This is a genomic window from Streptomyces sp. NWU339 (genome assembly GCF_003143855.1).
GTDB lineage: Bacteria > Actinomycetota > Actinomycetes > Streptomycetales > Streptomycetaceae > Streptomyces.
The window spans coordinates 285,674-302,383 of sequence record NZ_QFRK01000002.1 but is presented as its reverse complement, the minus strand read 5'-3'; the positions used below and the strand labels follow the sequence as shown (position 1 = coordinate 302,383).

16 protein-coding genes and 2 tRNA genes are annotated in these 16,710 nt (G+C 70.5%); 8 read left to right on the top strand and 10 right to left on the bottom strand.

The genetic code is table 11. The features are described from left to right. Window positions 1-233: 233 nt before the first annotated feature. Together DIZ27_RS04360 and DIZ27_RS04355 are read right to left on the bottom strand one after the other, a co-directional pair. A complete protein-coding gene (locus tag DIZ27_RS04360; RefSeq protein WP_258308234.1) occupies window positions 234-1,037 on the bottom strand; it encodes an alpha/beta family hydrolase in 804 nt (267 codons plus the stop codon). Between the two features lie 13 nt (window positions 1,038-1,050). Further along, window positions 1,051-1,866 carry an SOS response-associated peptidase gene (locus DIZ27_RS04355; RefSeq protein ID WP_109376928.1) on the bottom strand — a complete coding sequence of 272 codons (816 nt, stop codon included), beginning with the start codon at window positions 1,864-1,866 and terminating at the stop codon, window positions 1,051-1,053. 105 nt (window positions 1,867-1,971) lie between these two features. Here DIZ27_RS04355 and DIZ27_RS04350 point away from each other — a divergent pair, with 105 nt between their 5' ends. From DIZ27_RS04350 to DIZ27_RS04335, 4 genes are all read left to right on the top strand, one after another. Next, the gene (locus DIZ27_RS04350; protein ID WP_109376927.1) at window positions 1,972-2,694 is read left to right on the top strand and encodes a M50 family metallopeptidase; all 723 of its coding nucleotides are present in this window, start codon (window positions 1,972-1,974) and stop codon (window positions 2,692-2,694) included. Window positions 2,695-2,771: 77 nt separating this feature from the next. Continuing rightward, a complete protein-coding gene (gene aroA / locus DIZ27_RS04345) occupies window positions 2,772-4,088 on the top strand; it encodes a 3-phosphoshikimate 1-carboxyvinyltransferase (protein ID WP_109376926.1) in 1,317 nt (438 codons plus the stop codon). 11 nt (window positions 4,089-4,099) lie between these two features. Continuing rightward, window positions 4,100-5,110, top strand: a complete 1,011-nt coding sequence (rsgA, locus tag DIZ27_RS04340) for a ribosome small subunit-dependent GTPase A (RefSeq protein WP_109376925.1) — start codon at window positions 4,100-4,102, stop codon at window positions 5,108-5,110. Window positions 5,111-5,282: 172 nt separating this feature from the next. Next, window positions 5,283-5,606, top strand: a complete 324-nt coding sequence (locus DIZ27_RS04335) for a multidrug efflux SMR transporter (protein ID WP_109376924.1) — start codon at window positions 5,283-5,285, stop codon at window positions 5,604-5,606. 42 nt (window positions 5,607-5,648) lie between these two features. Here the strand turns inward: DIZ27_RS04335 and DIZ27_RS04330 are convergent, their stop codons facing one another. Beyond that, window positions 5,649-6,263 carry a TetR/AcrR family transcriptional regulator gene (locus tag DIZ27_RS04330; RefSeq protein ID WP_109376923.1) on the bottom strand — a complete coding sequence of 205 codons (615 nt, stop codon included), beginning with the start codon at window positions 6,261-6,263 and terminating at the stop codon, window positions 5,649-5,651. A gap of 234 nt (window positions 6,264-6,497) precedes the next feature. Between DIZ27_RS04330 and hisN the strand changes: the two genes are divergently transcribed. The 3 genes from hisN (at window position 6,498) to DIZ27_RS04315 (ending at window position 8,514) form a co-directional block, all read left to right on the top strand. Then, window positions 6,498-7,298, top strand: a complete 801-nt coding sequence (gene hisN, locus DIZ27_RS04325; protein WP_109376922.1) for a histidinol-phosphatase — start codon at window positions 6,498-6,500, stop codon at window positions 7,296-7,298. 166 nt (window positions 7,299-7,464) lie between these two features. Then, on the top strand, window positions 7,465-7,869 hold the full coding sequence (locus tag DIZ27_RS04320) for a cyclic nucleotide-binding/CBS domain-containing protein (RefSeq protein WP_109376921.1): 405 nt from the start codon (window positions 7,465-7,467) through the stop codon (window positions 7,867-7,869). Window positions 7,870-8,097: 228 nt separating this feature from the next. Continuing rightward, a complete protein-coding gene (locus DIZ27_RS04315) occupies window positions 8,098-8,514 on the top strand; it encodes a Fur family transcriptional regulator (protein ID WP_109376920.1) in 417 nt (138 codons plus the stop codon). A 160-nt stretch (window positions 8,515-8,674) separates the two neighbouring features. On the opposite strand, the gene DIZ27_RS04310 is transcribed toward DIZ27_RS04315, so the two are convergent. The 4 genes from DIZ27_RS04310 to DIZ27_RS04295 form a co-directional block, all read right to left on the bottom strand. Next, window positions 8,675-8,748: transfer RNA gene (locus DIZ27_RS04310), tRNA-Met, on the bottom strand. A gap of 82 nt (window positions 8,749-8,830) precedes the next feature. After that, a complete protein-coding gene (locus DIZ27_RS04305) occupies window positions 8,831-10,648 on the bottom strand; it encodes a tetratricopeptide repeat protein (protein WP_109376919.1) in 1,818 nt (605 codons plus the stop codon). Between the two features lie 225 nt (window positions 10,649-10,873). Next, window positions 10,874-10,947: transfer RNA gene (locus tag DIZ27_RS04300), tRNA-Met, on the bottom strand. A 56-nt stretch (window positions 10,948-11,003) separates the two neighbouring features. Next, entirely contained in the window at window positions 11,004-13,961 is a 2,958-nt protein-coding gene (locus tag DIZ27_RS04295; protein ID WP_258308233.1) for a UPF0182 family protein, read from the bottom strand. Between the two features lie 164 nt (window positions 13,962-14,125). Between DIZ27_RS04295 and DIZ27_RS04290 the strand changes: the two genes are divergently transcribed. Beyond that, on the top strand, window positions 14,126-14,668 hold the full coding sequence (locus tag DIZ27_RS04290) for a PPA1309 family protein (protein ID WP_109376917.1): 543 nt from the start codon (window positions 14,126-14,128) through the stop codon (window positions 14,666-14,668). Window positions 14,669-14,726: 58 nt separating this feature from the next. Here the strand turns inward: DIZ27_RS04290 and DIZ27_RS04285 are convergent, their stop codons facing one another. The 3 genes from DIZ27_RS04285 to DIZ27_RS04280 form a co-directional block, all read right to left on the bottom strand. Then, on the bottom strand, window positions 14,727-15,821 hold the full coding sequence (locus tag DIZ27_RS04285; RefSeq protein ID WP_109376916.1) for a PDZ domain-containing protein: 1,095 nt from the start codon (window positions 15,819-15,821) through the stop codon (window positions 14,727-14,729). Between the two features lie 101 nt (window positions 15,822-15,922). Then, entirely contained in the window at window positions 15,923-16,090 is a 168-nt protein-coding gene (locus tag DIZ27_RS45560) for a hypothetical protein (RefSeq protein WP_181383367.1), read from the bottom strand. Window positions 16,091-16,233: 143 nt separating this feature from the next. Beyond that, a complete protein-coding gene (locus DIZ27_RS04280) occupies window positions 16,234-16,695 on the bottom strand; it encodes a molybdenum cofactor biosynthesis protein MoaE (RefSeq protein WP_109376915.1) in 462 nt (153 codons plus the stop codon). Window positions 16,696-16,710 lie beyond the last annotated feature (15 nt).

Here is a 16,710-nt window from a genome sequence, read left to right as displayed (position 1 = left end):
CGGTCCCACTCGAATCGGAGGATAGACGACGATCCGGTCCGCCCGCCGCCCGAACAGGGGCGGTCCTGGCCGCGTGCAGCACCGTCCAGTCCAGGTCGGCACGGCTGCTGCGCCTCGGGCAATACGTCGACCCCATGCGGCGGACTCCCTCTCCTACGACGTCGGTGCCGGTGCCGGTGACCGGCGAATACGTCGGGGTCAACAGCGCGGGGGGCCGGGACATTCCCGAAGCTTTACCCGCGGGGGCCGGGCCGGTGCCGTCCGAGGGCGTCGACCCACCGCACGACCACGTCGGTGACGACCGTCAGGGCCTCGTCCTGCGTGATGTCCGCCCGCTTGGGAACGCCGAAGCCGTGGTCACCGTGGGCCACCTCGACCAGTTCGTACGCCCACCCGTCTCCCACCACCGCCCTCGCACCTGTGCTCCCCCGGAGCTGAACGCCTGAGGGGACCCCCAGTGCGCGGCCCCTCCCGTACTCGGGGAACTCCCCGGGCTTGCCGAACGGATCGTTGCCGCCCTGCACGACGAGGGTGGGGACCGCGGCGCCGAGCAGTTCCCCGGCGCGGGACTTCTCGGGCCTGCCCGGCGGGTGCAGGGGGAAGCTGAGGGCGAGTACGGCATGGGCGCCCAGTTCGCCGGCGGTTCGGCACGCGACGCGGGCTCCGGCGCTGCGCCCGCCCGAGATCACCGGCAGGCCCGGCTTCGTCAGTGCGGGCCAGATGCCCCGCCAGGCGAGGTCCAGGGTCTTCGGCGCGGGCGCCACCTTCTTTCCGGCCACCCGCCAGGGCTGCTCGACCAGGGCCACGGTCACTCCGTGCGCGGGGAGCACGGCGGCCAGGGCTTTCAGATCGCGCGCCTCGATGCCGCCGCCGGCACCGTGCCCCAGCGCGAGGACGAGGCGCGGGGCGTGCCGGGCAGGGTGCCAGGTGATGCGGGCGGGACCGGCTTCCGTCTCGACGGTCTCGACGGCTTCGGCGGTCTCGACGGCTTCGGCGGTCTCGACTGAAGGCTCCTTGTTCACTTTCGTCAGGTTCATCACGTTCGTCACATCAGAAGAGTGTGCCCTCTTCCGGTGCGACCAGCTCATTCAGTAGCTCCGGGCCGTTGTTGCGGACGTTGCTGACCGCCGTGGAGACCGGGAAGGCGCGCATCAGTCCGGGGGACGGCGGGGCGAGCAGCCCGCGCAGGTCCTCGGTGTCGGTCCGGGAGGGGTCCAGCCAGGCGTCCCATCGGTCCGGCGTGAGCATCAGCGGCATCCGCGGGTGGATGTCGGCCAGGGCCCGCGGGCCCTCCTCCGGGGGCACCGCGAGCGGCGTGGTCTCCGCCTCGGTGGTGATGACGGAGCACGTCACCCACCAGGCCCGCGGATGGTCGTCCGGCAGCGTCCGGTCCCGCCAGAACTCGTACAGTCCGGCCATTGCGAACACCGAGCCGTCGGCCGGCGTCACGAAGTACGGCTGTTTGCGGGGGCGTTTCTTCTTGCCCTCGACCTCCAGCTCCCGCTCCTGCGTGCCGGTGACCCACTCGTAGTAGCCGTCGGCGGGCAGGATGCAGCGGCGGGTGGCGAAGGCGCGGTGGTAGGAGGGCTTCTCGTGCACGGTCTCCGCGCGTGCGTTGATCATCCGGGCCCCGCCCTCGGGCGTCTTGGCCCAGGACGGCACGAGGCCCCATTTCAGCTTCCGCAGCTGCCGAACCGGCCGCGGGTCGTCCGCGTCCTTCACCACGCGGTCCAGGACGGCGAAGACCTCTTTGGTGGGGGCCACGTTGTAGTCGGGCTCCAGGGTCTCCTCCGGCTCCCACTTCTGGATTTCGAAGATCTCCACGAGATCCTCGGGCCTGCGACTCGCTGCATACCGTCCGCACATACGTGCAACACTGCCAGGCCCACCCGTCTCCCGGCCACCACCCCTCAACGAGGCGCTCCGCGCCGCCCCCCTCCGGTCCGCGACCCCGAGGAGCCCCCACCGAACATGGACAGCACCGCATCCGCCTCGCTCGCCTCGCTCTGGGACGAGGTGTCCGGCACCCAGCCCGACCCGGATCTGTGGGTGGTGATCGCCACACTGGCCGCCGCGCTCGTCGTCGTCACACCGCACGGGCTGTGGCGGCTCTCCCGCAACGCCATCACCATCGCCCACGAGGGCGGCCACGGCCTCGTGGCACTGCTCACCGGCCGCACGCTCACGGGGATACGCCTCCACTCGGACACCAGCGGCCTGACCGTCAGCCGCGGCAAGCCGACCGGCATCGGCATGATCCTCACCGCCGCGGCCGGCTACACCGCTCCCCCGCTGCTGGGACTCGGCGGCGCGGCACTGCTGGGCACCGGGCGCATCACCCTGCTGCTGTGGCTGGCCACGCTGCTGCTCGTGGCGATGCTGGTGATGATCCGCAATGCGTACGGGGCGTTGACGGTACTGGTGACCGGCGCCACCTTCGTCCTGGTGTCCTGGGTGGCGGGCCCCCAGGTCCAGGCGGCGTTCGCGTACGCCGTGGTGTGGTTCCTGCTGCTCGGCGGGGTGCGTCCGGCCTTCGAACTCCAGGCGAAGCGGGCGCGCGGGGGTGCGGGGGATTCGGACGCGGACCAGTTGTCCCGGCTGACGCACGTACCGGCGGGGCTGTGGCTGTTCCTGTTCCACGCCGTGTCGCTGTGTGCGCTGCTCGGCGGGGGACGGTGGCTGCTGGGGCTGTGACGCCGGAGGTGCCGGGGAACCCGACCCGGAGGTCCCGGGCACGCCCGGCGGTCGGGGCCCCCACTAAAGTGGGGCGCATGACCGCTAACCCTGCGCACACCGCCCTTTGGCCCGCCCCGCACGCGAGCGGAGCCGTCGACGCGACGGTCCACGTGCCCGGGTCGAAATCGGTCACCAACCGTGCCCTCGTGCTCGCCGCCCTCGCCTCCGAGCCCGGCTGGCTGCGCCGTCCGCTCCGCTCCCGCGACACGCTGCTGATGGCGGGCGCGCTGCGGGCCATGGGCATCGAGATCGAGGAGGGTGTGGGCCCCGACGGCACCGGTGAGGCCTGGCGGGTGCTGCCCACGGGCCTGCGCGGCCCGGCCACCGTCGACGTCGGGAACGCCGGCACGGTGATGCGGTTCCTCCCCCCGGTCGCTGCCCTCGCCGACGGTCCCGTCCGCTTCGACGGCGACCCCCGTTCCTACGAGCGCCCGCTGAACGGCGTCATCGACGCGCTGCGTCACCTCGGTGCCCGGATCGACGACGACGGCCGCGGCGCGCTGCCGCTGACCGTGCACGGCAGCAGCGCCCTGGACGGCGGCACCGTGTCGGTGGACGCGTCCTCGTCGTCGCAGTTCGTCAGTGCCCTGCTGCTGTCCGCGCCCCGCTTCAACCAGGGCGTCGAGGTCCGGCACACCGGTTCGACGCTCCCCTCCCTGCCGCACATCCGGATGACCGTCGACATGCTCCGCGCGGTGGGCGCCCAGGTGGACAGCCCTGAGTCGGGCGGTGAGCCCAACGTGTGGCGGGTCACCCCGGGGGCCCTGCTCGGACGGGACCTGACGATCGAGCCGGACCTGTCCAACGCGCAGCCGTTCCTCGCGGCGGCGCTGGTGACCGGCGGCCGGGTCGTCATCCCGGACTGGCCCGCCCGCACCACCCAGGGCGGTGACAGGCTGCGGGAGATCTTCACCGACATGGGCGGTTCCTGCGAGCTGACCGAGTACGGACTCGTGTTCACCGGTTCCGGGTCGGTCCACGGCATCGACGTGGACCTCGGCGACGTCGGCGAGCTGGCGCCGGGTGTCGCCGCCGTCGCGGCCCTCGCGGACTCACCGTCCACCCTGCGCGGCGTGGCTCACCTCCGGCTGCACGAGACGGACCGCCTGGCCGCGCTCACCAAGGAGATCAACGAGCTCGGCGGTGACGTCACCGAGACCGCCGACGGTCTGCACATCCGCCCTCGCCCGCTGCACGGCGGCGTCTTCCACACCTACGAGGACCACCGCATGGCGACCGCCGGCGCGGTCATCGGCCTCGCGGTGGAGGGCGTGCGGATCGAGAACGTGGCGACGACGGCGAAGACCCTGCCGGACTTCCCCGACCTGTGGACCGGGATGCTCGGGGTATAGGAACGCAGACGATGCGCCGCTACGGCAAACACACCGACGAGGACGACATCCGCTCCCGCCCGAACCGCAAGGGCAACCGGCCGCGCACCCACATCCGGCCCAAGCACGAGGACGCCGCGGAGGGCCTGGTCCTCACCGTCGACCGGGGTCGGCTGACCTGCCTCGTCGAGGACCGGATCGTGCTCGCCATGAAGGCCCGGGAGCTGGGCCGCAAGGCGGCGGTGGTCGGTGACCGGGTGGCGATCGTCGGCGACCTCTCGGGCAGGAAGGACACACTCGCGCGGATCGTCCGCATCGCCGAGCGGACGTCGGTACTGCGCCGTACCGCGGACGACGACGACCCCTACGAGCGGGTCGTCGTCGCCAACGCCGACCAGCTGGCCGTCGTCACCGCCCTCGCCGACCCCGAGCCCCGCCCGCGCCTGATCGACCGTTGCCTGGTCGCGGCGTACGACGGTGGGCTGACCCCGCTGCTGGTGCTGACCAAGTCGGACCTCGCACCGCCCGACAAGCTGCTGGAGCTGTACGGCGACCTCGACATCCCGTACGTCGTCACCAGCCGGGCGGAACTGGAGAGCGGCGCGGCGGCCGACCGGGTGCGGGAGCAGTTGGAGGGCCGGATCACGGCGTTCGTGGGGCACTCCGGGGTCGGTAAGACGACGCTGGTGAACGCGCTGGTGCCGGAGGAGCGGCGGCGTTCGACCGGGCATGTCAACGCGGTGACGGGGCGTGGGCGCCATACGACGACGTCCGCCCTGGCACTGCCCCTGTCGGGCGCGGGAGGGTGGGTGGTCGACACCCCCGGGGTGCGGTCGTTCGGCCTCGCCCATGTCGATCCGTCCCGGGTCATCCACGCCTTCCCCGATCTGGAGCCGGGTACGGAGGGCTGCCCACGCGCGTGCAGTCACGACGAACCGGACTGCGCGCTGGACGCCTGGGTCGCCGAGGGGCACGCGGACCCGGCGCGCCTGTACTCGCTGCGGAGGCTGCTGGCGACGCGGGAGCGCACGGAAGGCGACTGAGCCGGAGCGGCCGGAAGCAACCGGATCCCCTCGAGCCACGAGCGGAGTCGTCGGCCCTCGCGTGTTTGTCATGGCGTGCGGACGGTAAGTGCATAATCGCACCGAGCCGGATCCGAAGCCGTCGAATCCGGCGAACCGGTCACTGGCGGCGGGGACAACGGGAGGACGACACATGGCGTGGCTCATGGTCGTGGTGGCCGGGTTGCTGGAGACCGGGTTCGCCGTGTGTCTGAAGCTGTCCCACGGCTTCACACGGCTGTGGCCGACGGTCGCCTTCTGCGCGTTCGCGCTGGGCAGCTTCGGCCTGCTGACCCTGTCCCTGAAGAAACTCGACGTCGGGCCTGCGTACGCCGTGTGGACGGGAATCGGGGCGGCGGGGACGGCGATCTACGGAATGGTGTTCCTGGGTGACCTGGTGTCGACGCTGAAGATCGTGTCGATCTCCCTCGTGATCATCGGAGTGATCGGGCTGCAGCTGTCGGGATCGGCGCGGTGAGCGCAGAACGCCGACCGTCATGAGCATGCGTCGCATGCGACGCTACGGAACCGGCTGACGGTTCAGGGCACTGCGGACCAGGTCGGCGATGCCGCCCTCGGTCGGCGGCGGTGCGGCGACACAGGACAGAGCGAGGCGTACCACCAGCTCACAGGAGCGGGCCAGCTCGGCGGTGTCGGTCCTGGGCACCCCGGGGCCGGCCAGGACGGCCACGGCGCGGTCCCGGACGAGGGCCACGAGGTCGACGGGCGAGGGCAGGGGGCCGTCGGCGCGGCGCTGGGCGGGCACGGCGGAGCCGGACCGGACCGGCGCCAGGGCCGGGGAGGGCAGGCGCTCGCTCCAGCAGCCGGTGAGCATGGCGCGGACCAGGGCGTTCCCGGCGGCCGTGGCGGCGGTCCACTCGGCGACCGCGGTGAGCCGGTCGCGGGGGTCGTGATGGACGGTGAGGGCGCGGTCGACGCCGGCGAGGTAGCCGTCGGCCTCCCTGCGGACCAGGGCCCTGGCGAGTCCGTCCTTGCTGCCGAACTCGTTGTAGAGGGTCTGCCGGGACACCCCGGCGGCAGCGGCCACGTCCACCATCCGCACCGCGGACCACGGACGACGCGCGAGTGCCGTGTAAGCGGCGTCCAGCAGAGATTCCCGCGCTGCAGGCATCATCGCCTCCCTCGGGGCGGGCGAGCGGCTCTGCGCTTCAGATTTGACGCGCCGCCGGGCACTGTCAAGGGTTCGCGTGGGGTGCGGAGTTCCGGTGCCGCGGAGGTGTCCCGGCCACTGGCCGGTACGCGACCCGCGCACTCCCCGCGCACGATCCGTACACGGCGGCGCACAGGGGGCGCAGCCCCGCGAACCCGAGGTGGCCCCGGCCCCACCTCGGCAGATACGGTTCGTTGCATGCCCGACTACCTTGACGACCTGCGTCTCGCCCACGTCCTCGCGGACGCCGCCGACGCCGCGACGATGGACCGGTTCAAGGCCCTCGACCTCAAGGTGGAGACCAAACCGGACATGACGCCGGTGACCGAGGCGGACAAGGGCGCGGAGGACGTCATCCGCGGCCACCTGAAGCGTGCCCGCCCGAGGGACGCGGTCCTCGGCGAGGAGTACGGGGTGGAGGGCACGGGGCCGCGACGCTGGGTGATCGATCCGATCGACGGCACCAAGAACTACGTACGCGGCGTCCCGGTCTGGGCCACGCTGATCGCACTGATGGAGGCCGGGGAGGGGGGCTTCCAGCCCGTCGTCGGGCTCGTCTCGGCTCCCGCTCTGGGCCGCCGCTGGTGGGCCGCGCAGGGCCACGGCGCCTTCACCGGCCGCAGCCTGTCCCAGGCCTCCCGGCTCCAGGTGTCCGGGGTCTCCAAGCTCTCCGACGCCTCCTTCGCGTACTCCTCGCTCAGCGGCTGGGAGGAGCAGGGGCGCCTGGACGGCTTCCTCGACCTCACCCGCGAGGTGTGGCGCACGCGCGCGTACGGCGACTTCTGGCCGTACATGATGGTCGCCGAGGGGTCGGTGGACATGTGCGCGGAACCGGAGCTGTCCCTCTGGGACATGGCGGCCACCGCGATCGTGGTCACCGAGGCCGGCGGCAGCTTCACCGGGCTCGACGGCCGCCCCGGACCGCACAGCGGCAACGCCGCCGCCTCGAACGGGCTGCTGCACGACGAGCTGCTGGGCTATCTCAACCAGCGCTACTGACGTGCGCCCGAGGGTGCGCCCTCATTCGCCGCACACGCCCCCTTGTTGGCGCCCGCTTTGCCTGCGACTGTGAGAGTCCCCCCACTTGTGAATTTGTGAAACCATGAACCAGCGGGCCGGCCCGAGGTCCGTCGGCACGGTTTCCGGTAGGAGGTGGCTCCATCCCATGCTCGTCCGCGACGCCATGAGCACGGTGGTCCTCACCATCGGCCCCGCCCACACGCTCCGCCAGGCCGCCGCCCTGATGTCCACCCGCCGCGTCGGCGCGGCCGTGGTCCTCGACCCCGACGGCACCGGCATCGGCATTCTCACCGAACGCGACATCCTCGACTCCCTGGGGCTGGGACAGGACCCGGACTCCGAGCACGCCCACTCCCACACCACGACCGACGTCGTCTTCGCCACCCCGTCCTGGACCCTCGAGGACGCCGCTCACGCCATGACGCGCGGAGGCTTCCGCCATCTGATCGTCCTGGAGCGGGGCGAGCCCGTCGGCATCGTCTCGGTGCGCGACCTCATCCGCTGCTGGGCCCCCGTACGACAGCAGGCCGCCCAGCGCACGTCGGCATAACCGACGGGCCGGGCCCCGGAAGGGGGCCCGGCCCGTCGCAACGGCAAGCGGTCCAGCGCTGGAATACAGCCGCACAGGGCCTGGACCGCGGCTTCCAGCCGCTTGCCGAAGTATTTACCCTTGGCTAAAGCCAGCACTGATCCTATAATGGACAATGTCTAAGTCAAGCAACGCTCCAAAGTCACACCCGTTCGGGACCTGGTCCCTCTAGCTGTTAGGCTGGTGCCCATGAGTGACCTTCTGGAACGACTGCGCGGACGTGGATGGCGGATGACCGCACAGCGTCGTGTGGTGGCCGAGGTCCTCGACGGCGATCACGTCCATCTGACAGCCGACGAGGTGCACGCCAGGGCCGTCACCCGGCTGCCGGAGATCTCCCGAGCGACCGTCTACAACACCTTGGGCGAACTGGTCACCCTCGGTGAGGTGGTGGAAGTCGCCACGGACAAACGAGCCAAGCGTTACGACCCGAACGCCCACCGACCGCACCACCACCTGGTGTGCGCGCAGTGCGGCGCGATCCGGGACGTGCACCCGACGGGCAACCCGCTGGCCGACCTCCCCGACACCGAGCGCTTCGGCTTCACTGTCTCGAGCGTCGAGATGACGTATCGGGGCGTCTGCCCGAACTGCGCCGCAGCATGAGGCACCCGGCCTGCGCCGCCCCTCAGAGGCACGAAAAAGCCCCGGCAGTACGCCGGGGCTTTTTCGTGCCTCTGAGGGGCTTTCGCGTGCCTCTGGGAGCCTGAGCAGGGACATACGCCGAGGGCCGGAACCCTTTCGGATTCCGGCCCTCGGCCTTCAGTAGCGGGGACAGGATTTGAACCTGCGACCTCTGGGTTATGAGCCCAGCGAGCTACCGAGCTGCTCCACCCCGCGTCGATGAATGCAACGTTACGTCAAGGGTGTGGACGGAAGCAAATCCCTTTCCGTGGAAGCCGTGAGCCCTTGAGGTGCGCCGTCACGCGGACAGTTCCTCACGGAGCGCGTCGCGCAGGCGGATCGCTCGTTCCGTGACCGCCGCCGGGCCCAGCGCCGCCGCACGGTCGGCCCAGCCCTGGCCCTCGGCGAGCTCGCCCCGGCGCGCGTAGACCAGGGCGAGCCGCAGAGCCGCGCGGCCGTGTCCGGCGTCGGCCGCGCGGGTCCACCACACGGCCGCCTCGGGTTCGCTGCCCTCCCGGGCCAGCAGCAGGCCCAGGTTGAAGGCGCCGTTGCGGGAACCGGCCTCGGCCGCCTCCCGGTACCAGCGGGCCGCCTCGACCACGTCACCGCGGGCAGCGGCGAGCATGCCGACGCGCACCTGCGCGCGCCGGTGGCCCTGGGAGGCGGCGCGCTCGTACCACTCCTCGCACTCGCTGCGCCGGTTCACCGGTTCGCCCAGTTCATGCGCGGGCTCCGGCGGGCGACGCGCGTCCAGGACGGTGGCCAGGCGGTAGGCAGCCTCGGCGCTGCCGCCGCCCGCCGCGCACCGCAGGAACCGCTCCGCCTCGCCCTCGTCGCCGTCACGCAACCGGGCCATGCCGACCTGGAGGGCGGCTTCCGTGTGCCCGGCGGCCGCCGCCCTCTCGTACCAGCTCAGCGCGGCCGCGTTCTCCTCCCGGCCCGCGTGCAGGATGCCGAGGTTGAAGGCGGCGTCCACGCTCCCCGCTTCCGCGGCCTTGGAGAACCAGGGCTCCGCGCCCGTCTCGTCCCCGGCCGTCAGCAGCAGGATCGCCAGCGCGTTGGCCGCCTCCCGGTGACCTGCGTAGGCGGCCCTGCGGTACCACTGCTCGGCCGGTCCGGTCCGGCCCTGCTCGGCGCAGAGCAGGGCGAGGTTGTACGCGCCGTTGACGTCGCCCGCGTCCATCGCGGCCCGGTACCAGCGTTCGGCGGTCTGGGTCTCGCCGCGCTCGGCGTGCAGGGCGCCCAGCGCGTTGGCGGCGTTGCCGTCGCCGTCCTGGGCCGCACGCAGCCACCAGACGGCGGCGTTGTCGGCGTCTCCGGCGTCGCGCAGCAGGAAGCCGAGCGCGCAGGCGGCCCGCGCCTCCCCGTCCTTGGCGGACGTCAGATACCAACGGCCGGCCTCCTTGAGCTCGCCGCGCTTCTCCAGGATCACGCCGAGGTGCAGTGCGGCCCGCCGGTGTCCCCGCGCGGCGGCCTGCCGGTACCACTGCTCGGCCTCCTCCACTAACGGGTTTCCCCTGCCGTCGGTCTCCTCCGCGGCCTTCCGGTCCAGCGCCCTGGCCAGCCGGTAGGCGGCCTCCCGGTGCCCCCGCTCGGCGGCGGCTCGCATCCAGCGCTCGGCCCCGGCCGTGTCCCCGCGGTGTTCCAGCAGGTCGGCGAGTGCGTAGGCACCCAGCACATGGTGCTGCTCGGCGGCCTGGCGCAGCCAGTACTCGGCGGCGGGCTCGTCGCCGCGCTCGCGGTGGTGCCGGCCGAGCGCGTGGGCCGCCGGGGCGGAACCGGCGACGGCGGCGATCCGCCACCATCCCGCGGCCTCCTCCGCGTAGCCCCGCTGGAACAGGAGGACGCCCAGGTTGTTGGCGGCGGCTCGGTCGCCCGCGGCGGTGGCGGCACGCAGCTGGGGTTCGGCTCCGGCGAGGTCGCCGCGGCGCAGCAGCATGGCGCCGAGGACGCTCATCGCCTCCACGTCGCCGGCTTCGGCAGCGAGCCGCCGGCGCAGCTCCTCGGCCGCCTCGTCGGCGGCTTCCCCCGTCTCGTCGCGAGGTTCCTCCCGTGAGGAGGACTGCTCAAAACGCCCCGTCTCGTACAGAGTTGCCCTATCCCCCATAACGTCCATCGTCGCACCACCCGCAACCTGGGTACACCTGACATGCCGCAGTCAGTGAGGTCACTTCAGCGTTTTGTCGACATGCCCACAGAGAGACAAGTCAAACACAGATCGGCCAACTCCCGTCGTCGGCGCGGCCGTCGCTGGATTCGGCACATGCGTTCGCACATCACAAAGGCCCGGATTCCTCAAGGAATCCGGGCCTTTGTGATGTCGCTGTCATCGCGACTTCAGTAGCGGGGACAGGATTTGAACCTGCGACCTCTGGGTTATGAGCCCAGCGAGCTACCGAGCTGCTCCACCCCGCGCCGTTGTGTGTACAACCGTACCACGGCGCGGGATGGGCCTTTGACCAGGCGGCTTGCTAGCTGCTCGGGCTCGGGTCGGGGCTGGGGCTGCTCTCCGAGGCGTTCGAGCCGCCTCCGCCGGAGCCGCTCCCGCCCTCCGCGGACTGGGCCTTCTCAGCCTGGCGCAAGGCCTCCTCGAGATCCTTCTGCGCCTTGCCGTAGGCCTCCCAGTCGTTCTTCTTCAGGGCTTCCTGACCGGCCTGGAAGGCATCCTGGGCGTCGTTCAGGGCCGCTTGGACCGACGGGTTCTCGGACGTCGGCGGCGGCTGCGTGCCTTGGTCCTCGCCGGAGCCCTCGTCCTCGCCCGGTGGCGGCTCGGTGGCCGAGCCCTTGGCCCCGAAGACCTTGTCGAGAGCCTGCTCCAGCGTGTCCTCGAAGGCCGTCTGGCCTCCGTAGGTCACCAACACCTTCCGCAGCAGCGGGTACTTGAGTCCACCACCGCGTACGTAGACCGGCTCCACGTACAGCAGTCCGCCGTCGAGCGGGACGGCCAGCAGGTTGCCGTACTCGACCTCGGAGTCGCCGCCTCTCAGCAGCCTGATCGACTCGGCGATGTCCTGTTCGGAGTTGAACTGGCTCTGCACCTGTTTGGGTCCGGCCACCGTGGTGCTCGTCGGCAGCTTCAGGACTCTGATCTTGCCGTACCCCTCGCTGCCCGCCTCGGCGTCGACCGCCATGAAGGCACTGAGGTTGTCACGGCCGTTCGGAGTGAACGTCGTGGTGAGCGAGAAGGCCTGTTCCTTCTGGTCGGGCATCTTCATGCTCTGGTAGTACGGCGGTACCGCGTCGCCCGTCTTGTTCGTCGGGTCGGCCGGCACCTGCCACACCTCGCTGCCGCTGAGGAACGTGGTGGCGTCCTTCACGTGGTAGCGGGTCAGCAGTTCGCGCTGCACCTTGAACAGGTCCTGCGGATACCGCAGGTGGTCCATCAGGTCGCCGGAGATCTCGCTCCTCGGTTCCACCGTCTCCGGGAACGCCTTCATCCACGTCTTCAGGACGGGATCCTTGGTGTCCCACTGGTAGAGCTTGACCTCGCCGCTGTACGCGTCGACGGTCGCCTTCACCGAGTTGCGGATGTAGTTGACCCGGTTCTCCTGGGCCACCACCGCGCGGTTGTCGTTGGTGGCGGTCAGCGAGTCGGCCGTGGTGTCACCGAGGGTCGTCCGCGACGCGTACGGATAGCCGTTGGTGGTCGTGTAGGCGTCGACGATCCACTGGATCCGGCCGTCCACCACCGCGGGGTAGGCGTCGCCGTCGATGGTCAGCCACGGGGCGACCGCCTCGACGCGCTCCTTGGGCGTGCGGTTGTACAGAATCCGCGAGCCCTCGCCGATGGCACCGGAGTACAGGATCTGCGGCTCGCTGAACGCCGCGGCGTAGGCTGCCCGGTTGATCGGGTTGGCGAGGTCGACACCGCTGTCGCCCTTGTAGCTGGTCGTCTTCTCGCCGCTGTCGTCGGAGTAGTCGATCTCCTTCTGGGGACCGCCGACGATCGAGTACGTCGTCGTCCGCTCGCCGTAGTAGACGCGCTGCTCGTACGTGCCGAGGTCGCCCTTGGACGGCAGGTCGGACTCGGTGAACACCGGACGGCCGTCGTCGGCGCTGGTGCCCTTGGCGGCAACGGCACCGTATCCGTGGGTGTACCGGAAGTGGTCGTTGATCCAGTTCCGCTTGGGGATGCCGTTGAGGTTCAGCTCACGCAGGCCGATGACGGTGTCCTGCTCCTCGCCGGTCTTGGGGTCGGAATAGCGGTCCACGTCCAGGTTGGTCGGGAACGCGTAGTAGTTCCTGATCTGCTGGAGCTGCTGGAACGTCGGCGAGACGATGTTCGGGTCCATGATCCGGATGCTCGCCGTCTCGGAGACCTGGTCCCGGAGCTTGGTCTTGTCCTCGGTCTGGCTGGTCCCCGGGTACTCGTCGACCTGGGCGTCGTCGATGCCGTAGGCCTCACGCGTCGCCTTGAGGTTCTTCTCGACGTACGGCGCTTCCTTGGCCTGCTCGTTCGGCTGGACCTGGAACTTCTGCACGATCGCCGGGTACAGGCCGCCGATGAGGATCGCCGACAGCACCATCAGGCCGAAGCCGATCACGGGCAGCTGCCACGTACGCCGCCACAGGGTGGCGAAGAACAGCAGCGCGCAGATCACGGCGATGCAGAACAGGATCGTCTTGGCCGGCAGATAGGCGTTGGCGTCGACGTACCGCAGACCCGTCCAGTTGTCGGTCGCCTTGAAGTCGCTGGACTTGACCGCCAGGCCGTACCGGTCGAGCCAGTACGCGACCGCCTTCAAGGCGACGAAGATGCCCAGGAGCACCGACAGGTGCCCGGTGGCGGCCGCCGTGGCCCGCGCGCCGGGGCTGGTGACCCGCAACCCACCGTACAGGTAGTGCGTCAGCGCGGCGGCGATCAGCGACAGGATCGCGGCGGCGAAGCCGAACCCGAGCATGAACCGGTACCAGGGCAGGTCGAAGGCGTAGAACGAGACGTCGAGCTTGAACTGCGGATCCTTCTTGCCGAACGGCACACCGTTGACCCACATCAGCCAGGTCCGCCACTGACTCGACGCCGAGGCGCCGGCGATCAGCCCCACCAGTGCGGTGATGCCGAGCAGCAGCCACTTCTTGTACGGCGCGATGCCCATCCGGTACCGGTCGAGGTTCTGCTGCTCCAACGACATGGCACTCAGCGGCGGCCGCATCCGGTGCGCCAGCCAGATGTTGAAGCCGACCGCGAAGGCCATCAGCAGGCCGAAGACGAAAAAGAGTCCGATCTTGGTCCACAGGGTCGTCGTGAACACCGACGAGTAGTCGACCGAGCGGTACCACAACCAGTCAGTCCAGAACCCCGCGAACATGGTGAAGACCATGAGAAGGACGGCCAGGACGCCCAGGGTCATGAGCAGGGTCCGGACCCGCCGGGACGGGCGGCCCACTCTCATCCGTGGCCCTGTCGGGCCTCCGCCACGGTCCGGCATCTGGAAAGCCAAGGTAGGCACCTCGAAGTTCGCTGTTGATTCGTCAGGTCCGCGAGTTCGTGGACCGTGTGCGGACCCGCGCAATCGCGGGCCCACACCTATGCAACTTACTCACCCTTTACTCAGTTCCCGATTCCGGTCCTGAACGAGAGAGGATTGTGACCATGTCCAACACACCCATGGCGGCGAACCCGCTCACCCGGGCCGTACTCGAGATCGACGAGTACGTCTCCGGCCTCGGCTGGGACCAGCCTGCCCGTCTCTTCGCCCTCGTAGACACCGCGCGGCTCCGCGCCGAACAGCCCTCGCTGGCGGACCGGCTCGGTCTGGGCGACGAGCAGGAGACAACCGCCCTCACCCCGATCGAGCAGGATGAGATTCCAACGGGCAAGCCGCTCGACGAGTTCCTGGGCACCATCGCCTGGCCCGACTCGGTCGCCGGCTGCGCCCTGACCGTGGAGCGTCTGATGCTGCCGCCGTCCGCGGAGGCCCAGGTCCCGCAGAATCTGGACGAGGCCGCGCTGGCAGCGTGGGTGGCGAAGCACCCGGAGCGCCAGGAGGTCCGCATGACGGTCGCGGTCCTGCGTGACGGCGCCCGGGACTCCGCACTGCGGCTGCGGGAGAAGGACTCGCCCACGGAGGTCCTCACCGGGTCCGCCCTGGTGCCGGGCCTGGCGGAGGCGCTGTCGGCGACGTTCGCGGAGTAGCCCGCGCGGGACGGCAGGAAGCGTGCCCGCGCGGGCGGCAGCAGGCGTGCCCGCGCGGTCAGGAAGCCTTGCACTTCGGCAGGTCCGCGGTGTCACCGGAGCCGAGGTCCTTCATCGCGGCGAGGGCGTCGTCGATGGTGTCCACCTTGATGAGGGTGAGACCCTCGGGGGTGTCCTCGGCGGCCGCCGCGCAGTTGTCCGCGGGCGTGAGGAAGTACTGGGCGCCCTTGGCGCGCGCGCCGACCGTCTTCATCTCGATCCCGCCGATCGGCCCGACCTTGCCCGCGTCGTCGATCGTGCCGGTGCCGGCGACGAACGCGCCGCCGGTCAGGCTGCCCGGAGTGAGCTTGTCGTAGATGCCGAGCGCGAACATCAGACCGGCGCTCGGCCCGCCGACGTCGGCGAGCTTGATGTCAATGCTGAACGGGAAGGTGTGGTCGGTCCCGGCGGCGATTCCGACGATGGCGCGCTTGCCCCCCGCGTCGTCGGAGGCCGTGGTGGTGATCGTGACCTTCTCGGTCCGCGTCGGCGTCCGGTTCTCCTTCTCGGCGGCGGCCTGCTCCTTGGCGGGCACGATCGTGAATTCGACGTCGTCGCCGGGCTTGTGCTCGGTCACGAGCTCGGCGACATCGGCCGGCTTGCGCACCGCGCTGCCGTCGACGCTCTTGATCACGTCGCCGGCGTGCAGCTTGCCCTCGGCGGGGGATCCCTTGACGACACTGGCGACGATCACCCAGGACTTCACCGGGACATCGAGTGCCCTCAGGGCCGCGACCTTGGCGCTCTCCTGGGACTGGCTGAACTCCTCGGCGTTCTCCTGGGTGGACTCCTCCTCGGTCTTGCCGTCGGGGTAGAGCGTGTCGTGCGGCACGACCTTGTTGTCGTGCGCGAGCCATCCGTAGACGGCCTCGACCAGGTTCATCCGGTAGTCGGCGCTCGTGACCCGCACCGTGGTCATGTTGAGGTGGCCGTCGGTCGGGTAGGTCTTGCGCCCTTCGATGTGCAGCACCGGCTCGCCGTCGTGATCGCCCAGAGTGTTCACCGTCGGCCCCGGGGACATCTCCGAGTACGGCACGGGAATGAACACACCCGCGCACAGGAGTGCGATCAGCATCAGGGTGGAGGCGAGCATCGTCGCGGTGCGGCGTGGCATGCACCGACAGTACGGGACGGGTCTGTCAGCGCACCGTCAGGGCCGCCCGTCCGGGCGGCCCTGACCTCGTCGTACGCCGGTGACCTGCGATTTTCGGCCCCTCAGTCACCCGAGGGCCGGGGCTTCTCCATGGCCTCGCGGAAACGGGCGTACCCGACGAGCTCGGGGCCGTCGCTCCGCGCTCTGCGCGTGCGGTTGGCCCAGGTGCCCCACAGTCCCGCGCCGACCGCGGTCATAAACGGAATCAGCAACCAGGCAAGAGCGGCCATGCCGACCTCCCAACCCCATGAGCGTCCGCGACTGACTGATCAGCAGATTAACCATCCGCAGTGACAACGCTCATACCCGGGGTGCGGTTACGCAACCGGAGTCCGGAGCGAGGACAGCCAGGACAGCTAGGACACGGAACGCCTCAGCAGGCCCCCACCCATTCCTCTGTTCCATCGGAGAACTTCTGGTGCTTCCAGATGGGCACCTCGTGCTTGAGGTCGTCGATCAGCTTCCGGCAGGCCTCGAAGGCCTCGCCCCGGTGCGGGCACGACACGCCGACGACGACGGCCAGGTCCCCGACCCGAAGGTCCCCCACTCGGTGCACGGCGGCCAGCGCCCGCACGGGGTACTCGGCGGCGACCTTCTCGGCGATCCGCCGCATCTCGTCCTCGGCACTCGGGTGGCACGAATATCCCAGCTCGTCGACGTCGGCCCCGCCGTCGTGATTGCGCACGGTACCCACGAACAGCGCCGTCCCGCCGGCCGCGTCATCGCCGACGGCCCGGAAGATCTCGTCCACGGACAGTGGCGCGTCCCGGATCGCGATCAGCTTGACCGGATCCTGTGCCGCCTGCTCACCGGGGTGATCACTCATGGATGCCATTCCCTCATCGTGCCC

Excerpts from the sequence above, each read along its gene's own strand:
- DIZ27_RS04360 (WP_258308234.1), bottom strand. The coding sequence starts at position 1,037 with ATGAACCTGACGAAAGTGAACAAGGAGCCTTCAGTCGAGACCGCCGAA.
- DIZ27_RS04355 (WP_109376928.1), bottom strand. The coding sequence starts at position 1,866 with ATGTGCGGACGGTATGCAGCGAGTCGCAGGCCCGAGGATCTCGTGGAG.
- DIZ27_RS04350 (WP_109376927.1), top strand. The coding sequence starts at position 1,972 with ATGGACAGCACCGCATCCGCCTCGCTCGCCTCGCTCTGGGACGAGGTG.
- aroA (WP_109376926.1), top strand. The coding sequence starts at position 2,772 with ATGACCGCTAACCCTGCGCACACCGCCCTTTGGCCCGCCCCGCACGCG.
- rsgA (WP_109376925.1), top strand. The coding sequence starts at position 4,100 with ATGCGCCGCTACGGCAAACACACCGACGAGGACGACATCCGCTCCCGC.
- DIZ27_RS04335 (WP_109376924.1), top strand. The coding sequence starts at position 5,283 with ATGGCGTGGCTCATGGTCGTGGTGGCCGGGTTGCTGGAGACCGGGTTC.
- DIZ27_RS04330 (WP_109376923.1), bottom strand. The coding sequence starts at position 6,263 with ATGATGCCTGCAGCGCGGGAATCTCTGCTGGACGCCGCTTACACGGCA.
- hisN (WP_109376922.1), top strand. The coding sequence starts at position 6,498 with ATGCCCGACTACCTTGACGACCTGCGTCTCGCCCACGTCCTCGCGGAC.
- DIZ27_RS04320 (WP_109376921.1), top strand. The coding sequence starts at position 7,465 with ATGCTCGTCCGCGACGCCATGAGCACGGTGGTCCTCACCATCGGCCCC.
- DIZ27_RS04315 (WP_109376920.1), top strand. The coding sequence starts at position 8,098 with ATGAGTGACCTTCTGGAACGACTGCGCGGACGTGGATGGCGGATGACC.
- DIZ27_RS04305 (WP_109376919.1), bottom strand. The coding sequence starts at position 10,648 with ATGGACGTTATGGGGGATAGGGCAACTCTGTACGAGACGGGGCGTTTT.
- DIZ27_RS04295 (WP_258308233.1), bottom strand. The coding sequence starts at position 13,961 with ATGCCGGACCGTGGCGGAGGCCCGACAGGGCCACGGATGAGAGTGGGC.
- DIZ27_RS04290 (WP_109376917.1), top strand. The coding sequence starts at position 14,126 with ATGTCCAACACACCCATGGCGGCGAACCCGCTCACCCGGGCCGTACTC.
- DIZ27_RS04285 (WP_109376916.1), bottom strand. The coding sequence starts at position 15,821 with ATGCCACGCCGCACCGCGACGATGCTCGCCTCCACCCTGATGCTGATC.
- DIZ27_RS45560 (WP_181383367.1), bottom strand. The coding sequence starts at position 16,090 with ATGGCCGCTCTTGCCTGGTTGCTGATTCCGTTTATGACCGCGGTCGGC.
- DIZ27_RS04280 (WP_109376915.1), bottom strand. The coding sequence starts at position 16,695 with ATGGCATCCATGAGTGATCACCCCGGTGAGCAGGCGGCACAGGATCCG.